The organism is Nodosilinea sp. FACHB-131 (assembly GCF_014695395.1).
Classification (GTDB): domain Bacteria; phylum Cyanobacteriota; class Cyanobacteriia; order Phormidesmidales; family Phormidesmidaceae; genus Nodosilinea.
This window is the reverse complement of sequence record NZ_JACJOF010000014.1, coordinates 26,606-42,203: the sequence shown is the minus strand read 5'-3', so window position 1 is coordinate 42,203 and position 15,598 is coordinate 26,606. Positions and strand designations below refer to the sequence as shown.

The window sequence follows — 15,598 nt, the reverse complement described above, 5'->3', positions numbered from 1 at the left end:
AATTCGAATGTGTGGTTTTTTTGACAACTTTTCTAGGGTATCACAAAAGGGTGGGGAAGGGTTTAGAGGTGCAAGGTATAGGGTTTAAGGTACCGCCCTACGCCCTGCACCTTAAACCCTGTACCTTGCATCCCCACCCTAATCGTTAAAGTGCTTGACGATCGCCTCGGCAAACTCTGAGCACTTCAGCGGTGGGTTGACCGGCGGCTCCATCAGGCGGGCCAGGTCGTAGGTGACTTCGCGGGAGGCGATCGCCCCCCCAATCCCTTTCTTGATCAAATCGGCCGCCTCTTGCCAGCCCATGTACTCCAGCATCATGACGCCGGAGAGAATGACGGAGCCAGGGTTGATGCGATCGAGCCCGGCATGCTTAGGAGCGGTGCCGTGGGTGGCTTCAAAGATGGCGCAGGTGTCACCGATGTTGGCCCCTGGCCCCATGCCCAATCCGCCGACGATCGCCGCCGCTGCATCCGAGAGATAATCACCATTCAGGTTCATGGTGGCGAGAATAGAGTATTCGTCGGGCCGGGTCTGGATCTGCTGGAAGATGCTGTCGGCGATGCGATCGTTCACCATGATTTTGTCTTTCCACTGGCCATTGCCGTGGGTCTCCCAAATGGCGGCGAGAATGCCCTCGACTTCAGCATGGATAGCCGCCTTTTTCTCGGGGGTCAGGGCGTCGTAGCCCGGCTCGATTTGGCGGGCGTTGTCTTCGGTGGAGAGGTCAGGATTGGCTTCTTTATTGCCCAAAATCCAGGACTCGCGCTCGGTAACGCAGTCGGCGCGAAATTCTGAGGTGGCCAACTCATAACCCCAGTCGCGGAAGGCCCCTTCGGTGTATTTCATGATGTTGCCCTTGTGCACTAGGGTGACCTGCTGCTTGTCTTTGGGCAGCCGCAGGGCGTGCTTCATGGCGCGGCGCACGAGGCGCTGGCTGCCGGTTTTGCTGATCGGCTTAATACCAATGCCCGAGTCAAGGGGAATCTGCTTCTTGCCGTGCTCTGGGGTGGCGGGGATTAGCTCGGTGTTGAGGTATTTGATCAGCTGGTCGCCAATTGGGTCGCCCTGCTTCCACTCGATGCCTAGGTAGATGTCTTCGGTATTCTCTCTGTAGATAATGACGTCGAGTTTTTCGGGGCTGCGGTGGGGGGAGGGGGTTCCGGCGTAGTACTTACAGGGGCGCACGCAGGCGTAGAGGTCGTTGATCTGCCGCAGGGCTACGTTGAGGGAGCGAATGCCGCCGCCGACCGGGGTGGTGAGAGGACCCTTGATCGCCACGCCAAATTCTTCAATCGCTTTGAGGGTGTCGTCGGGCAGGTATTGGTAGGTGCCGTACTGCTCACAGGCTTCGTCGCCAGCGTAGACCCGAAACCAGACAATCTCGCGCTTGCCGCCGTAGGCTGCGGCCACCGCCGCGTCAAACACCCGCTGGGCAGCGGGCCAAATGTCTACCCCCGTTCCATCACCACGGATGTAGGGAATGATAGGCGTATCTGGCACGACGGGTTCGCCATCTTTAAAGGTGATGCGATCGCCTACTGTCGGGGGAGTGATCCGTTCGTACATCGCAAATTGCCCGCAAACGACAAAACATCCCATAGTCTAATGCGCTTTAACCCACATTTTTGCTCGTTTAGCCACGATTTAAATCTGGGTGTGAACGTCTGGAGAGCCGCCAGCTCCTAAATCTCTCTAGACATCGAGATAGCGATTGTTTGCTGCAGCCGTTGTAGTCAGTGGTGGCGGTGACGCCATAGATTGCTAGCCTTTGCCCTCAGCCCTAGTCTGCTTTGCCGTTGAGACTTTAGATGTATGAATACGGTTTTAATTGTTGACGACGATCCCATATTGCAAACGGCATTGACCCGGCACTTAAAGGCTCAGGGGTTTGAGGTGATGAGCGCGACCTCAGGCCAAGAGGCACTAGATTTGTTGTGCAATCAACCTGCGGACGTGGTGGTGTCAGACGTGGTGATGCCGGGCATGAATGGGTTCGAGTTTTGCCATCACCTGCGCTCTAGCCCCGCCGGAGAAATGGTGCCGTTTATCTTTCTCTCTGGCCTGGGGGAGTTGACTAACCGGGTGCAGGGTCACATGCTCGGGGCCGATGACTATTTGGTTAAGCCCTTCTCGGCGCAGGAGCTGATTGCCAAAGTGAAGGGAGCGATCGCGCGATCGCAGCGTCTTCACAGTGCTCTAAAACGCATGCTTGAACAGTCTGCCCTCCAGCCCAGCCCCCTACCCCTCACCCCGGCCGAAGAGCGGGTGTTTTGGGAGGTGGTTCAAGGCTTCACCAACAAGCAGATCGGCGAACACCTCTTCCTCAGCCCCCGTACCGTGCAAACCCATCTCAGCAACATGCTGGCCAAGCTCAACCTCGAGAACCGCGCGCAGATCGTGCGCTTTGCCTTTGAGCACGGGTATCGGATGCCGGAGGAGTTGGAGAGGGGGTGAGGGAGTGGATGGGTAGGAGGGTGGATGAGTGATGGGTAGATGAGTGGATGGGTGGATGGGTGGATGAGACCTGACTGCAAACCCTGAACTACACCCAGCGTTTCCAACCCTTTGGGAAGCCACCAGGCAAAAAACATTTGCTCCTCACCCTCTACCCATCCACCCTCCTACCCATCCACCCATCCACTCCCCCACTTCACCTGGCTACCCAACACGCCCTATGATTGGAATGGGCTCTCTTGTGCGGTATCTATGGTTTCGGACAGTGACACATTAGTGAATTTGCGCGCTCAGCTGCGGGGTGATTCGCTGAAGAAGCAACTCTCGGCGGTGCACGAGCTGCTGGCCCTGGGGCAGGAGGGTATTGAGGTTTTGACCACTACCCTATTGGAGCGCAAGGACGAACCACCCACGATTTTGGACGGCAAGATTTTTCAGGTGCTCTACGCCACCGAGCAGGAAGCACTGCGCGGGTTGTTGGCCCAGCACTGGCCCCAGGGACGGCTGGAAACTCCGACGGAGCAGGGTGTTGACTATGGGTCACTGCAAGAGTTGTTGGTTCAACAGGACTTTGAGGAGGCCGATCGGCTGACGTTAGCCAAGCTGTGTGAGCTGGCGGGGCCAACGGCGGTGAAGCGCAAGTGGGTCTACTTTACCGAGGTGGAGCAGTTTCCGGTGATGGATTTGCGTACCATTGACCAGCTGTGGCTAATTTACTCTGAGGGTAAGTTTGGCTTCTCGGTGCAGCGCCGGCTCTGGCTTAGCCTAGGCCAAAACTGGGATAAGTTTTGGCCCCGCATTGCTTGGAAGGACGACAATATCTGGACGCGCTACCCCGGCGGCTTTGTTTGGGATTTGAGCGCTCCGGACGGCCATTTGCCCCTGTCCAACCAGCTGCGCGGCGTGCGCATGATGGCGGCTCTATTGGCGCACCCAGCCTGGAATGAGGAGGGGTAGCTGTGCCGAAGCAGCGCGCCAAGGCCGACTTACCCACTAAGGTTTGCCCGGTATGTCAGCGTCCGTTTACCTGGCGCAAAAAGTGGGCCGACTGCTGGGATGAGGTGAAGTATTGCAGCGATCGCTGTCGTCGTCGTCGCTAGTCGAGCCTCTGACCTAAATACAGAGCATGCTCGCCAGCCTGGACCGGTGTCTGCTTCCTCACTGAATTCTGAATGAGGTATTTCACCCTGGTGAGCTTCAGCAAACTGAGCTAGCGGTGCGATCGCCCTCGCTACAGTTATCTAATAATCAACCCCTTAAGATAGGAAAGCATTTTAAGGACAGCTGCTATGACTCAGGCTTTACCTAAGGTAATCATCCACGGAGGAGCCGGTAGCTCAGTGGGCCACAAGGAAAGACTGCTGACCCTGCGGGAGGATTTACACAGTATTGTCAGCCAGGTGTATGGCAAAGCTGAGTCGGGGGCCAGTGCTCGCGACTGTGTTGTGCTGGGCTGCCAGCTGATGGAAGACTCGCCCCACTTTAATGCTGGGTATGGCTCGGTGCTGCAATCCGACGGCCAGGTGCGCATGAGTGCGGGCCTGATGGATGGTGAGGCCCAACGGTTTAGTGGCGTTATCAATGTGTCGCGGGTGCGGCATCCCATTGACCTGGCAGCCTACCTGCAACCCGCCCCCGATCGCATCGTCTCTGACTATGGCGCGGCTGAGCTGGCCCGCGAGATGGGCCTGGTGCCCTTTGACCCAGTGACCGATCTGCGCTTAAAAGAATGGATGAGGGAGCGGGCCACCAACTTTCAAAGCGCCATGGCTGGGGTGGTGGCTGAGACTGTAGATGTAGCTGCTGACTCCGAAAGTCGGCGGGGTACGATTGGGGTGATTGTGCTGGACGGGTCAGGACACCTAGCCGTGGGTACCTCTACCGGGGGTAAGGGGCTGGAGCGGCTGGGGCGGGTGAGCGACTCAGCGACCCCGGCCGGTACCTATGCCAATGCGTTTGCGGCGGTGAGCTGTACGGGCATTGGCGAAGACATTCTTGACGAATGCCTGGCCGCCCGCATTGTTGTGCGGGTAACCGATGGTATGGAGATTGCGGCGGCGTTTGAAAAAACTTTTGCGGAAGCGACGAACCACAGGCGAGATTTTGGGGCGATCGCCCTTGACCGCTGGGGTCAAATTGCCTGGGGCAAAACTAGCGAGGTGCTGATCGCGGCCTACCACACGGGCGATGGCCTAGGCGATACCCTAGAGCTAGACTCAGGTACCTTGACCGGAGTGGTGCAACCGCTATGACTGACCCCAAAGCTTCTAAGCGCAATCCCTCGGCGACCGAGAAAAACGTGCTTAAAATCGATGTGCCCACCCTGATGGTGATTTTGACTGGGCTGATTTTGCTGCCTCTGCTAGTAACAGGATTTATCTCTCAATAAGGAAAGGGTGGTGGAGCAGTTCTAGGCCAAAGCAGAGAGTACTCCTCCCTAAAAAGTAGGTAAGCGCTACTCTCTGCCTTGGCTTTTGCGATTTTGACTACAGCAGTGTGCGGTCGTACCCGAGAGCTAATTGCCCGGAAAGTTTACGCTGGCCCTCATCTCGCAGGGGGTGAAACCGTACCCCTTGGGCATCGCGGAAGAGTTTTTCTAAGCCAAAGGGACGGTTAAAGGAGCGACCGCCAGCGATCTCCATTGCCATATCTACAACCCCAAGCACCGATCGCGCTACCAAGGCTCGACCCGTCATAATTTGGTTGGTGGTATCAAAGCCAGGCTGGCTAGAGATGCTGGTTGAAATCATATGTTGTAGAGCAATTTTAGCCGCAGCTAGCTCGTTGTCTAAGCCGCCAACTTGATAATAGATATGCTCATCATCACAGTTGCTAATGTGCTGCACGACTAAATCTCTGGCGGCCTCAGCTACCCCAACATAGACCGAATAAATAATGGGGAAAGCAATCATGGTGATCAAATGGAATGCCGGGTGCCATTTGTCGGCCGGACGACGTAGGGCGATCGCCTGATCGGGTACAAAAACATTGGCTAGCACAATGTCGTGGGAGCCCGTGCCGCGCATGCCCATGGCCTGCCAGGTGGGCACAATTGAAACACCAGGGGCCTGCATGGGTAGGGCAAAGTGCAGCACCGTTTTGCCTTCGGCAGGGTCGTCATAAACGGCGCTAGTCATAAGCAAATCACCGGCTGGGGCACCGCTAGCAAAGGCTTTGCGCGCCGTGATTAGGAAACCACCTTCGGTGCGAGTCGCGGTGCCAGAGCCGGGCAGCCAATCGCCGCCGCCACTGCTAAGCAGAATAATTTTCTCTTGGGCAATGCGTTTGAGTAACCCATCTACCGGAGCGTTTTGGTGCTGCCATTTCCAAGCCGGTACCATGACCTGATGGGTGTGCATCGAAAAGGCCAGGGCAGTCGAACTACAGTGGCGAGCTAAGGTTTTTAAAGTTTCACAAACCTCTGTATAGCTAGCCCCACCCCCACCAAATTCTTGGGGAACACCCATGGCTGATAGCCCCGACTGTCGCAATATTTCAAAGTTTTCGGCGACGAAGGCATCGTTGGCATCGGCGGCCTGTTCGCTGGGGGAAAACTGTTGACCTAGAGATTGGGCAAGGGCTGGCCAGTCGCGATTTTGCTGTTGATGGGTGGGTTGATTAAGAAGTTCAAGCATGGGGGCTCCTTGAAAACTGAAATCGTTGAATGGGTCTATTCTGTTGTTGAAGCCCCTGGGGTACAAGATCACAATCTGTACTTCCGTTACAGATTGAAATAACGGATGAGGATGGTTGCCATGGGAAAGGGATATGGACAGTACTGCCCTATTTCTAGGGCGGCGGAAATTATTTGTGAGCGCTGGACACCCCTGATTTTGAGGGAGCTGATGTCTGGCAGTCACCACTTCAACGAGATCAGCTATGGAGTGCCGCTGATGTCGAGGGCGCTGCTGATTAAGCGCCTCAAAGAGTTGGAGCTGGCTGGCATTATTACTCGCCAGGAAAAAACGACTGGGCCGGGATCGGTTTATTTGCTCACTCCGGCGGGGGAAGCGCTGCGTCCTCTGATTGACCAAATGGGGGTTTGGGCCTCCCACTGGACCCGCGATCGCCTCTCCCCTGATCAGCTAGATGACCGGCTGCTGATGTGGGCCATGCGGCGGGGCATTAATCTTGGGGCGTTTCCACCGGCCAAAGTAGTGCTGCAATTTGACCTGCGCGGTCTGACCAAAGGAAAACAGAAGGAACGCAGCTATTGGATGGTGGTTGAGTCAGAACGGGTCGATGTTTGTTTCCAAAACCCAGGCTTTGGGGTGGATGTCGTTATCTTTGCCGATCTCAATGTCTTTACCCATGTCGTTATGGGCTACGAAAGCCTGGAGCAAGCACTCAAGACGGGCAGCATTGCCTTTGATGGGCCGAGTGATTATGTAAAACAGTTGCCGACCTGGCTCTACCTACAGCGCGAACGCCGTCACTTGTCAGGGATAGCACCTGTTGTGCTGGGCAAGATGGCATAGATTGAGGGCATGCTTCTGCCATCGCTACCGATTGACTAACGCTGCCACCGGAGCCTTCAGATACTCTAAATCTGGTCCAGAGGGAATAATGCCGCCTGGATTGAGCGGAAACAGGTTGCCGTAGTAGTCGCGCTTGACCGCTTCGATGTCGCAGGTCTCCGCTACGCCGGGTAGTTGATACAGACGCCGTAGGTAAGGACCCAGGTGGGCATAGTCTTGAATGCGACGGCGGTTGCACTTAAACAAGCTGTAGTAGACCACATCGAAGCGAAAGAGCGTCGTAAACAGCCTCACATCCGCCAGTGTCACCCTGTCGCCGCAGAGGTAGGGGCGATCGCCCAAGGTTTGGTCGATCGCATCCAGCGCATCAAACAGCTCGGTGACGGCGCGATCGTAGGCGGCCTGGGTTTGCGCAAATCCGCAGCGGTAGACACCATTGTTAACAGCCTGGTAGGTGCAATCGTTCCACTGGTCAATCTCGGCTTTGAGCGCGTCAGGATACAGGTCAACCTCAGGGTGGGTTGCCCACTCGTTAAACGCTTCATTCAAAATCACAATGATCTCGGCGCTTTCATTGTTCACAATGCTGGCCGTCTGCGTATCCCACAGCACCGGGACTGTGGCGCGCCCCTTGTAACCTGGCTGAGCCTGACGGTAGAGCTCCGGCAGCGTGCGACAGCCGCGAAAGGGGGTTTCAAACACCCAGCAGCCTTCGTCCGGGGAAGGAACCACAGGAAGAACTGAAATCGCTTCCTCCAATCCCTTTAAGGCCCGCGTCACCAAAGTCCGGTGCGCCCACGGACAGCCCATCCCCACAATCAACTGATAGCGGCCTGCGGCGGGTGGACACGTACCATCCGGTTGAATCCACTGCCGAAACTCACTCTCAGGCCGCTGGTAGTCGCCGCTCTTGCTGCTAGGGGCCATCTGCCCCATCATGGTCTGCCACAGCGCTGTCCAAATCTGCTTAGCGGTGCGAATCAGCAAACCCGGCGGAAGACCAGCCATAACACTCTTAGTTAGGGGATGCCTTCACTATACCGAGGCAGCGGCGACTGAGATGGTGGGCAATGCCCACCCTACGAGAAAGCCTTGCTTAGGTTCATCGGAGTTACTTAAAGGTCAGTTGGCAACATAAAGGTTTAAACCGATGCTAAATAACTCCTTTCCGTGAGGTCAAGGACGGCGGAACGTCCTTGTCGAAGGGGTCTGGGGGCTGCGAAATGCCCCCAGCAGTAGATCTGGCCTTTGACCCTAATTGTTCGCTGCGATCGCCAACTTCTAGCAAAGCCGTACCTGCCTAAAGCCATAGACTTTGCATCGGGCGAACAACCATTCGCTCCTACGAAGAAATGCCGCTGCCCCCAAAAGGAGCAACGGCAATGGTTTGTAGTGAGGTTTTTAACTCAGGGAACTGTTACACCCGCGCCGGAGCCTTCGTCCACTCCGTGTGGAACGTGCCCTCCTTATCAACCCGCAGGTAAGTATGCGCCCCAAAGTAGTCGCGCTGTGCCTGGGTGAGGTTTTGGGGCAGGCGATCGCGCCGGTAGCTGTCAAAGTAATCCAGCGACGCACTAAACGCCGGTACCGGAATCCCAAACGTCGCCGCCATCGCGATCACCTCTCTCCAAGCCGTCTGGCGATCGAGAATCGTCTGCTTAAACTCTGGGGCCAGCAGTAGGTTAGGCAGGCTGGGGTTCTCATCGTAGGCATGCTTGATCTTGTTCAAAAAGCCTGCCCGAATAATGCAGCCCCCCTTCCAAATTCGAGCCGTTTCACCCAAATTGACATCGTACTCGTAGGCCTTAGAGGCCGCGCCAATCAGCGCCATGCCCTGGGCGTAGGAGCAAATCTTCGAGCAGTACAGCGCATCGCGAATTTTGTTGACCACGGCTTTGACATCGCCGTCAAAACTAGCCGTGGGGCCGCTCAGCTCCTTCGACGCCGCCACCCGCTCCTCTTTGATCGACGACATAATCCGTGCATTAACCGCCGCCGTAATCGTAGGAATTCCCACGCCCAGCTCCAGGGCGCTCATTACCGTCCAGCGACCCGTACCCTTTTGCCCCGCCGCATCCAAAATCAGTTCCGCCAGGGGTTCACCGGTTTCGGCATCGATGTTGGTAAAAATATCGGCGGTAATTTCGATCAAAAAGGAATTCAGCTCGTCGGTGAGATTCCACTCAGCAAACACATCAAACAGCTGGTTATGGTTCAGCCCCAACACGCTCTTCATCAGGTCGTAGGCTTCGGCAATCAGCTGCATATCGCCGTACTCAATGCCGTTGTGCACCATTTTGACGTAGTGACCCGCACCACGAGGGCCAATGTAAGTAACACAGGGGCCGTCATCCACCTGAGCCGCAATTTTTTTAACGATGGGCTCAATCGAGTCGTAGGCCGCGCGGGTGCCACCGGGCATGAGACTGGGGCCGAGCAGCGCTCCCTCTTCGCCGCCGCTGACCCCCATGCCGATAAACCGCAGCCCTGTAGATTCCAAATCCTTTGTGCGGCGCTCGGTGTCTTCGTAGAGGGAGTTGCCGCCGTCCATAATCATGTCGCCGTCATCCAGCAGGGGGCGCAGCTGGTTAATTACAGCATCTACCGGAGCCCCGGCTTTGACCATGACCAAAATGCGCCGGGGCCGCTCTAGAGACTGCACGAACTCTTCAAGGCTGTAGGTGGCCTTGACATTTTTTCCTTGGGCACGCTTCTCCATAAAACGTTCGGTCACGGCGGCAGTGCGGTTGTACACGGCCACTGGAAAGCCCTTGCTCTCGACGTTAAGCGCCAGGTTCTCGCCCATAACGGCAAGCCCAATTACACCAAAACTCTGTGCCATATCAATACTCTCGGTAACGGTTCGGTCGGGGGTCTAAAACGGGTTTTTACGGAAAACTGTAGGGTGGGCGGGTAGTGGGACGTTAACGGAATGCCACAAAGAATGCTACTGGCATCAAAGCTGTCAACAGCCTAAACAACTTTTTCGGGATGGCCATGCTCCCAAAGGTTTTCTTTAGGTGTGAGGCTCAAAAGCCAGGAAGTCCTAACCTCCAGCGACCAGTAATCCACCCTAGGTACAGAATGGGAAAAGCCATATTCTGTATTCCACCCTAAACTTCCTGCCCCATCTCCCCCACCCTCCTTACCTCCCTCCTCCCTCACTGGCTTCCACAGATTTTTCTGAGATTCTGTAGCCTCTGAAGCTGTGGAATTGAGCAACTGCCGCAACAATGGCCTTACGTTGTGGTGTTCTCTATTCATCTGGCTATGAAACTTCTGTCTCGTTCTGCCCTGGTGGCTGTGGCGGTAGTTAGCATTTTGGCTGCTGTGCCTGAACTTGCGTATTCTGGCTATGCCCTGTCTAACCTGGGCGATTCTGGAAGCACGACTGGCGATTCCCTGAAAGGGAGGCTTCGCCATCACCCCAGCGGCTTTTGGGCAAGCAATGCTGCGGGCATAGCTCCGGGTGGTTTGGGGGCGATCGCCCTTTGGGGCGGGTCTTTGACCATCGCTGCTCTGCTAACTGGTGGTGCCTTGCTAATGCGGCAGCGCTGGCTAGCCCAAGAAGCGGCGGCCAATGCGGCAGCTCTGGAGGCTGAAGTAGACCTGAGCCTGATTACTGAGACTGAAACGGTTTTGGTGTCTGAGCCAGCTGAAATTGAGAGTGAGGTGGCTTTGGCCTACCGACGCTAGATCGCCTTGACTGTGGTTACAAATCTCCTTGAGTAGCTAAATCGCGGACTGGCCATTGGTCGGTCCCTTTTTTTGCTTTCAGGACGGCTGCACCTGGGCCTGGAGCCAGGTTAGATAGTCAGGCAGACCGGCCACAATCGATAGCGCAATAATTTCGGGCACCTCGTAGCTGTGGTGCTGGGTAATAGTTTGGGCGATCGCATCAAACTGGCTGAGGTCGGCTTTGACGATCAGCTGCCACTCGGGCTCGGCATGAATTTTGCCCTGCCAACGGTAAACAGAACGCACCGGCAACACGCTGACGCAGGCGGCTAGGCGGGCTTCCACTAAATGGCGGGCCAGGCTCTCAGCCTCGGCCTCAGAGCCAGCGGTGACTAGAACGACTCCTAACGACGGGGGCGACATCACTGCTGGGGAATGCGATCGACAAACTGCGACTGGTTCAGGGTTTCTCGGGCTGGACGGTTGGTCCAACGGGTTTCCCCCTGCACCGTTTCGTAGAGATAGGTGCGGGCCTCGGCGGGCAGCACCGACTCAGTGAACTCAGTGCCCACCACCACCGCTGCCTTGAGAGACGCCTCCCCCAAGTGAGCACGGGTGAGGTCAGCCCGCGACAGGTCTACGCCGTCAAGCATGCCGTTCCACAGTACGGCCCCGGTCAGGTCAGAGCCGCTGAGGTTGGCCCCCACTAGGCTCACCCCGCGCATGGTGGTGTGGGTGAGATTGGCCGAGCTGAGGTTGGCATGATCGAGGTTGGCTCCGTTGAGTTTAGCCTCTTTGAGGTTTGCCCCGGCCAAATTCATGCCGTGCAAGTCTACGCCGTTGAGCCAGGCTCCTTCCAGGTTGACGGCATCCATACAGGTGCGCTCTAGGTCGGCCCCACTGAGTCGAGCTCCAGTGAGATGCGCCCAGGATAGGTTGGCGCCGCTCAGATTCGCGCCGCGCAAATTGGCCCCGGTCAGGTTAGCGCCACAGAGATTAGCCCCCTGCAGATCGGCATTGCGCAGGTTGGCATGGCACAAATCGCAGCCGCTGAGTTTAGCGTTGCGCAGGTCGGCCCGCACTAGGAAGGAGCCACGCAGGTTGGCCTTGGTGAGGTCGGCCTGATTCAGGTGACTTTCGCTCATCTTGGCAAAGCTCAGGTTCGCCCAGTTGAGGGTGGCGTAGTCGAGGTTAGCCTGAGTGAGAAAGGAGCGGCTGAGGTTGGCACCTTTGAGATTGGCGCGGCTGAGGTCAACGTCTACCAGAATGTGGTGGCTAAAGTCACCACCGGCTAGGCTAATGCCGGTGAAGTCGCGGTAGCCAGCTTCGTAAAGCTCGAGGAAATATTTAATGTGCATAATGCTTCTATGGTGAGCCGGGGAAGCGCCAGACTCACGGGGGGCGACTAATGGCACGGCAGGTTCCCAAAATTGGGGCATACAGACAGTGGAGAGGGTATGAAAAGCGACCTTAAAAACGAGATTTATGAGTAAGGTTAACGCTTCTTTAACTAAGACTCAGGAACATAAATTTACGGTTCAAAATGTGTTTAATTATTTTTTTACAATTGCCGCACATGGGGGCTGTGTGGCTTGAATACAGCTTATTTGCTTTCTTCTAGGCTGACAGACTTCGTTGCTTTTGTTTGATAATTTGGTGAGAAACTTAGCACTCAACAAGGCATGAATCAATTAATTTTTTGGGGCCTTTGGCTTGGGTTTATTCTGTATGCGTTTATACTTGCTCCCCCCACTCGCCCTGGCACCGCTGATCTGATCCTAAAACTTTTCACAGGTGAGTGGGGGGGCATTAACCCTACCGTTGTCGCCCTATTTAACGCCATGGGAGTTTGGCCGATGGCCTATGCCGCGCTGGCTCTGGTAGACGGCCACGGTCAAAAGCAGCGAGCCTGGCCCTTTGTGCTGGTGTCGTTTGCGGTAGGAGCCTTTGCGCTGCTGCCCTACCTGGCTCTGCGCCAGCCCAACCCCAATTTTAGTGGCCCTAAGAGTGCACTGCTGCGACTAGTCGAGTCTCGCTGGTTAGGAGCGGCCTTGGCCGCTGGAGCGATCGCCCTGGCCGCCTTTGCATTACTTAAAGGAGACTGGCTCGATTTTTGGCAGCAGTGGCAGACCAGCCGCTTTGTCCACGTCATGTCGCTGGACTTTGTTGCTCTGTGGCTGCTCTTCCCGGTGCTGCTGCGCGACGATATGGCCCGCCGGGGCATGAGTCAGCCCTGGGTGGTAGCAGCGGTGCTGGCCCTGCCGTTGATAGGCGCGTGTTTGTATCTAGCGCTGAGGCCGTCTGTTGAGGCTGAAGCGGGGACGGCGGTTAGAGAGGGAGTAGGAGGGTAGGGGGTAGGGGGTGGATGGGTAGAGAGGAGATGGGGAGGATGAGGGAGATAGGGAAGGTAGGGGTGGGGGAAGAGTTTTAAGTTTTGAGTGCTTCGTGTATAACCTAAACTCAAAACTTAAAATTAAGCACTCAAACTTTACTTCCCCACCTCCCTTACCTTCCTCACCCCCTCATCTCCTCCATGCCCTACGCCGTCATACTCTGCAACCGGCTCAGGGTGCGCTGCACTGAGGACAACCCCTGGCGATCGCCCTGAGCTTCTAAATAGGCACTGGCTCGCTCTAGATCGGCGATCGCTCTGGCCTGGTCGCCCTGGCTCTGGTAGGCGGCGCTGCGGTAGCAGTACGGCAGCGCGATGGGGTCGCCGCAGGCAATGGCGTCGCTGTAGTCGCGCACCGCGCCTTTGAAGTCGCCCAGCTTGTGCAGGGCGCTGCCTCGGTAGACGTAGGCCATGGGCAGGTGGGGCTTGAGGGTAACGGCTTGGGTGAAGTCGGCGATCGCCGCCGCGTAGCGACGCTGCTCTAGACGCAGCCAGCCCCGGTTGCAGTGGGGGGCAAACAGTTTGCCGTTTTGCAAAATTGCCTCGCTTAGATCGGCTTCAGCAGCCTCAACCTGGTTGAGTTCGAGCTGGGCTACCCCCCGATTGTTGAGGGCAATGGCGTGGTCGGGCTGGAGGTTAATCACCTGGCTGTAGTCGCTGATGGCGCCGGGCTGGTCGCGCAGGTCGTGGCGGGTGGTGCCTCGGTTAAAGAAGGCCACGGTGTCCCCAGGGGGAATGGCCGGGTCGTGGAAGCGCTGCATGAGGGCATGGACGACAGCGGGTTCGGCGGTGCGCAGCTTGGCGTCTAGATCGGGGATGGCAGCGCTCTGGGTAGGCAGCGCCTTGAGGCTGACAATAGCGTAGGTGTGCCCTATCTCAGCCGAGGTGGTACCGCTGTCGCAAACCAGATAGCTCTCGGCGGTGCCCATAATCCTGAATTTGAAGCGATCGGGGTAGTTTTCTCGCAGGGGCAAGAGCTGATTGAGGGAAGACTTGAGCAACTGGAGCTGGCTCGACTCGGTGCCCCAGCGCTGGCTGATGCGCCAGGCCAAGCGGCCATCGTGCTGGTCGCCCCGGTGGCACCAGCCAATTTCGAGCTGGCCGCCCCGGTCGAGCAGCTGGCGAAACTGTTCTAGCAGGCTGTCGTCGATAGTGACGTAGCTAGCCCAAGGCCACACCAACAGCACCCGCCGCGTGGCGGTTTTGAGGGCAGCCTCCAGGGCCTGACGGCTGGCCATGGCCTGGGGCTCGATGGCGTTGGCCACAGGGAGGTCAATGATCCAGTCGGGCTGGGGCAAGGGCAGTGGCTTGGCCATGGCCGTGGGCTCTTGACGCGAGGTTTTGAGCTCAGTTTCGGTCTGCTGCACTCGCCGTGCTAGCTGCATCAGGGCTTTGCGGTTGGCGGTGTCGTCGGGGGCGGTGACCAGCTGACTGGTGAACTGCTGCTGTCGTTCAGAGAGCGATCGCGTTACCCCTTCTAGCTGAGCCACCTGAGCCTTCACTTGCCCTAAGTACTGCGACACTACCTGCTGCACCTGTTCCTGGGTGTGGCCAGCGGTTTCCTGACGGCTGACCTGCTGCTGCAACTGCTGCACCTCCGCGGTCAGGCGCTCTAGCTCGGCGGTGTTGGGCGGTGTCGCCGGCAACCCGTTTACCGTGCCCACCGGAATTTTGGTGAGGGCTTGCTCCAAGCGGGTTTGCTGGCGAGTCAAGTCTTTGACGTGATCGACTAGCCGACTAAATTCTGACTGGGGCACCAGGGCAGCCATGGCCTTGACCACTTCCCCCATTTCAGAACGGTACTGGCCAGGGGCACTGGTCTGGGGAAACTCCTGCCAGCGGCGATCGATTTGCCCCAGGGCGTCTTGCAGATTGGTGACCAGGATACGGGTTTCTGAACGCAGGTTCTCGAGGCTCACCCGCGTCTGCATCAGGTCGGTTTTGACTTGGGAGAGCTTGTTTTCGGCGGCCTCTACCCGAGGCGTGGTGACCAGCCGCTGCATGTAAGTGTTGAGGTTTTCGAAGCTCACTTGGGCTGCGGCTGACTGCTCCTGGAGCTGGGCAATCTGCTGGTTGATATCGGCCAGGTCGGGGACGGGCAGCGCATCAAGTCGCTGATCGACGTGGGCTTTGAGGCCGTTGATTTGCTTGGCAAAGCGGATGAAGGAATGGTTGTTGCGATCCATCACCGCCCGCTGGAAGTTGGTCAGGGCCTCGGGCGAAGGCATGGCCGTCACCTGTTTGGTCAGGTTGGTGAGGCGGTGGCCGGTTTGACGGTGCTGGCGGGCGAGCTTTTCCTGGGCTTCTTCGAGCTGCTGCTCAACGCGGGTGCGGTTGAGTAGCCCAACCGCCGCCAGCACCGTGAGCGGTGCCGAGGCCAGAGCAATGTTTTGGGCGGCGATCGACGCTACAGCACCCACGCCAGACCCTACAACCAGAGCGCGTTCGGCTCTTGTCAACCAATGATTATCGGCCACGTTGTTTCCCCTGATGATTAAGACCGCTGAGGCGTGGCGATGCCTGAGGGGGGTGTCAGGGGGGCTGCATCGCTACTGATCTACTCTTCGGGAAGCGATCGCGATGTCAGGATGTTTTT

15 protein-coding genes are annotated in these 15,598 nt (G+C 57.1%); 8 read left to right on the top strand and 7 right to left on the bottom strand.

Going from position 1 to position 15,598, the window contains the following annotated elements; translation table 11 throughout:
* Nucleotides 1–138 precede the first annotated feature (138 nt).
* Nucleotides 139–1,566, bottom strand: a complete 1,428-nt coding sequence (locus tag H6F75_RS09740) for an NADP-dependent isocitrate dehydrogenase (RefSeq protein ID WP_190751612.1) — start codon at nt 1,564–1,566, stop codon at nt 139–141.
* 246 nt (nt 1,567–1,812) lie between these two features.
* On the opposite strand from H6F75_RS09740, the gene H6F75_RS09735 reads away from it, so the two are divergent.
* The 5 genes from H6F75_RS09735 (at nt 1,813) to H6F75_RS09715 (ending at nt 4,843) form a co-directional block, all read left to right on the top strand.
* Nucleotides 1,813–2,454, top strand: coding sequence for a response regulator transcription factor (locus H6F75_RS09735; protein WP_190751610.1), 642 nt, complete (start codon nt 1,813–1,815; stop codon nt 2,452–2,454).
* A 252-nt stretch (nt 2,455–2,706) separates the two neighbouring features.
* A complete protein-coding gene (locus H6F75_RS09730) occupies nt 2,707–3,411 on the top strand; it encodes a GUN4 domain-containing protein (RefSeq protein WP_190751608.1) in 705 nt (234 codons plus the stop codon).
* Between the two features lie 2 nt (nt 3,412–3,413).
* Complete coding sequence (locus H6F75_RS09725; protein ID WP_071527445.1) at nt 3,414–3,554, top strand: DUF2256 domain-containing protein; 141 nt, start codon at nt 3,414–3,416, stop codon at nt 3,552–3,554.
* Nucleotides 3,555–3,743: 189 nt separating this feature from the next.
* The gene (locus tag H6F75_RS09720) at nt 3,744–4,706 is read left to right on the top strand and encodes an isoaspartyl peptidase/L-asparaginase (protein WP_190751605.1); all 963 of its coding nucleotides are present in this window, start codon (nt 3,744–3,746) and stop codon (nt 4,704–4,706) included.
* On the top strand, nt 4,703–4,843 hold the full coding sequence (locus H6F75_RS09715) for a hypothetical protein (protein WP_190751603.1): 141 nt from the start codon (nt 4,703–4,705) through the stop codon (nt 4,841–4,843). The genes H6F75_RS09720 and H6F75_RS09715 overlap by 4 nt, the downstream gene beginning before the upstream one ends.
* Before the next feature lie 97 nt (nt 4,844–4,940).
* On the opposite strand, the gene H6F75_RS09710 is transcribed toward H6F75_RS09715, so the two are convergent.
* Nucleotides 4,941–6,089 carry an acyl-CoA dehydrogenase family protein gene (locus H6F75_RS09710; protein ID WP_190751601.1) on the bottom strand — a complete coding sequence of 383 codons (1,149 nt, stop codon included), beginning with the start codon at nt 6,087–6,089 and terminating at the stop codon, nt 4,941–4,943.
* Between the two features lie 120 nt (nt 6,090–6,209).
* Here H6F75_RS09710 and H6F75_RS09705 point away from each other — a divergent pair, with 120 nt between their 5' ends.
* On the top strand, nt 6,210–6,932 hold the full coding sequence (locus H6F75_RS09705; protein WP_190751599.1) for a helix-turn-helix domain-containing protein: 723 nt from the start codon (nt 6,210–6,212) through the stop codon (nt 6,930–6,932).
* Nucleotides 6,933–6,956: 24 nt separating this feature from the next.
* Here the strand turns inward: H6F75_RS09705 and H6F75_RS09700 are convergent, their stop codons facing one another.
* Both H6F75_RS09700 and gndA read right to left on the bottom strand, forming a co-directional pair.
* Nucleotides 6,957–7,940 carry a glutathione S-transferase family protein gene (locus H6F75_RS09700; protein ID WP_190751597.1) on the bottom strand — a complete coding sequence of 328 codons (984 nt, stop codon included), beginning with the start codon at nt 7,938–7,940 and terminating at the stop codon, nt 6,957–6,959.
* Nucleotides 7,941–8,349: 409 nt separating this feature from the next.
* Complete coding sequence (gndA, locus tag H6F75_RS09695) at nt 8,350–9,774, bottom strand: NADP-dependent phosphogluconate dehydrogenase (protein ID WP_190751595.1); 1,425 nt, start codon at nt 9,772–9,774, stop codon at nt 8,350–8,352.
* Between the two features lie 428 nt (nt 9,775–10,202).
* Between gndA and H6F75_RS09690 the strand changes: the two genes are divergently transcribed.
* The gene (locus H6F75_RS09690; RefSeq protein WP_190751593.1) at nt 10,203–10,628 is read left to right on the top strand and encodes a hypothetical protein; all 426 of its coding nucleotides are present in this window, start codon (nt 10,203–10,205) and stop codon (nt 10,626–10,628) included.
* Nucleotides 10,629–10,706: 78 nt separating this feature from the next.
* Here the strand turns inward: H6F75_RS09690 and cutA are convergent, their stop codons facing one another.
* Together cutA and H6F75_RS09680 are read right to left on the bottom strand one after the other, a co-directional pair.
* A complete protein-coding gene (gene cutA / locus H6F75_RS09685; protein ID WP_190751591.1) occupies nt 10,707–11,033 on the bottom strand; it encodes a divalent-cation tolerance protein CutA in 327 nt (108 codons plus the stop codon).
* Entirely contained in the window at nt 11,033–12,049 is a 1,017-nt protein-coding gene (locus H6F75_RS09680; RefSeq protein ID WP_242019854.1) for a pentapeptide repeat-containing protein, read from the bottom strand. The genes cutA and H6F75_RS09680 overlap by 1 nt, the downstream gene beginning before the upstream one ends.
* A gap of 243 nt (nt 12,050–12,292) precedes the next feature.
* On the opposite strand from H6F75_RS09680, the gene H6F75_RS09675 reads away from it, so the two are divergent.
* On the top strand, nt 12,293–12,961 hold the full coding sequence (locus tag H6F75_RS09675) for a DUF2834 domain-containing protein (protein ID WP_190751590.1): 669 nt from the start codon (nt 12,293–12,295) through the stop codon (nt 12,959–12,961).
* Between the two features lie 187 nt (nt 12,962–13,148).
* On the opposite strand, the gene H6F75_RS28990 is transcribed toward H6F75_RS09675, so the two are convergent.
* Nucleotides 13,149–15,479, bottom strand: coding sequence for a tetratricopeptide repeat protein (locus H6F75_RS28990; protein WP_190751588.1), 2,331 nt, complete (start codon nt 15,477–15,479; stop codon nt 13,149–13,151).
* Between the last annotated feature and the right edge of the window lie 119 nt (nt 15,480–15,598).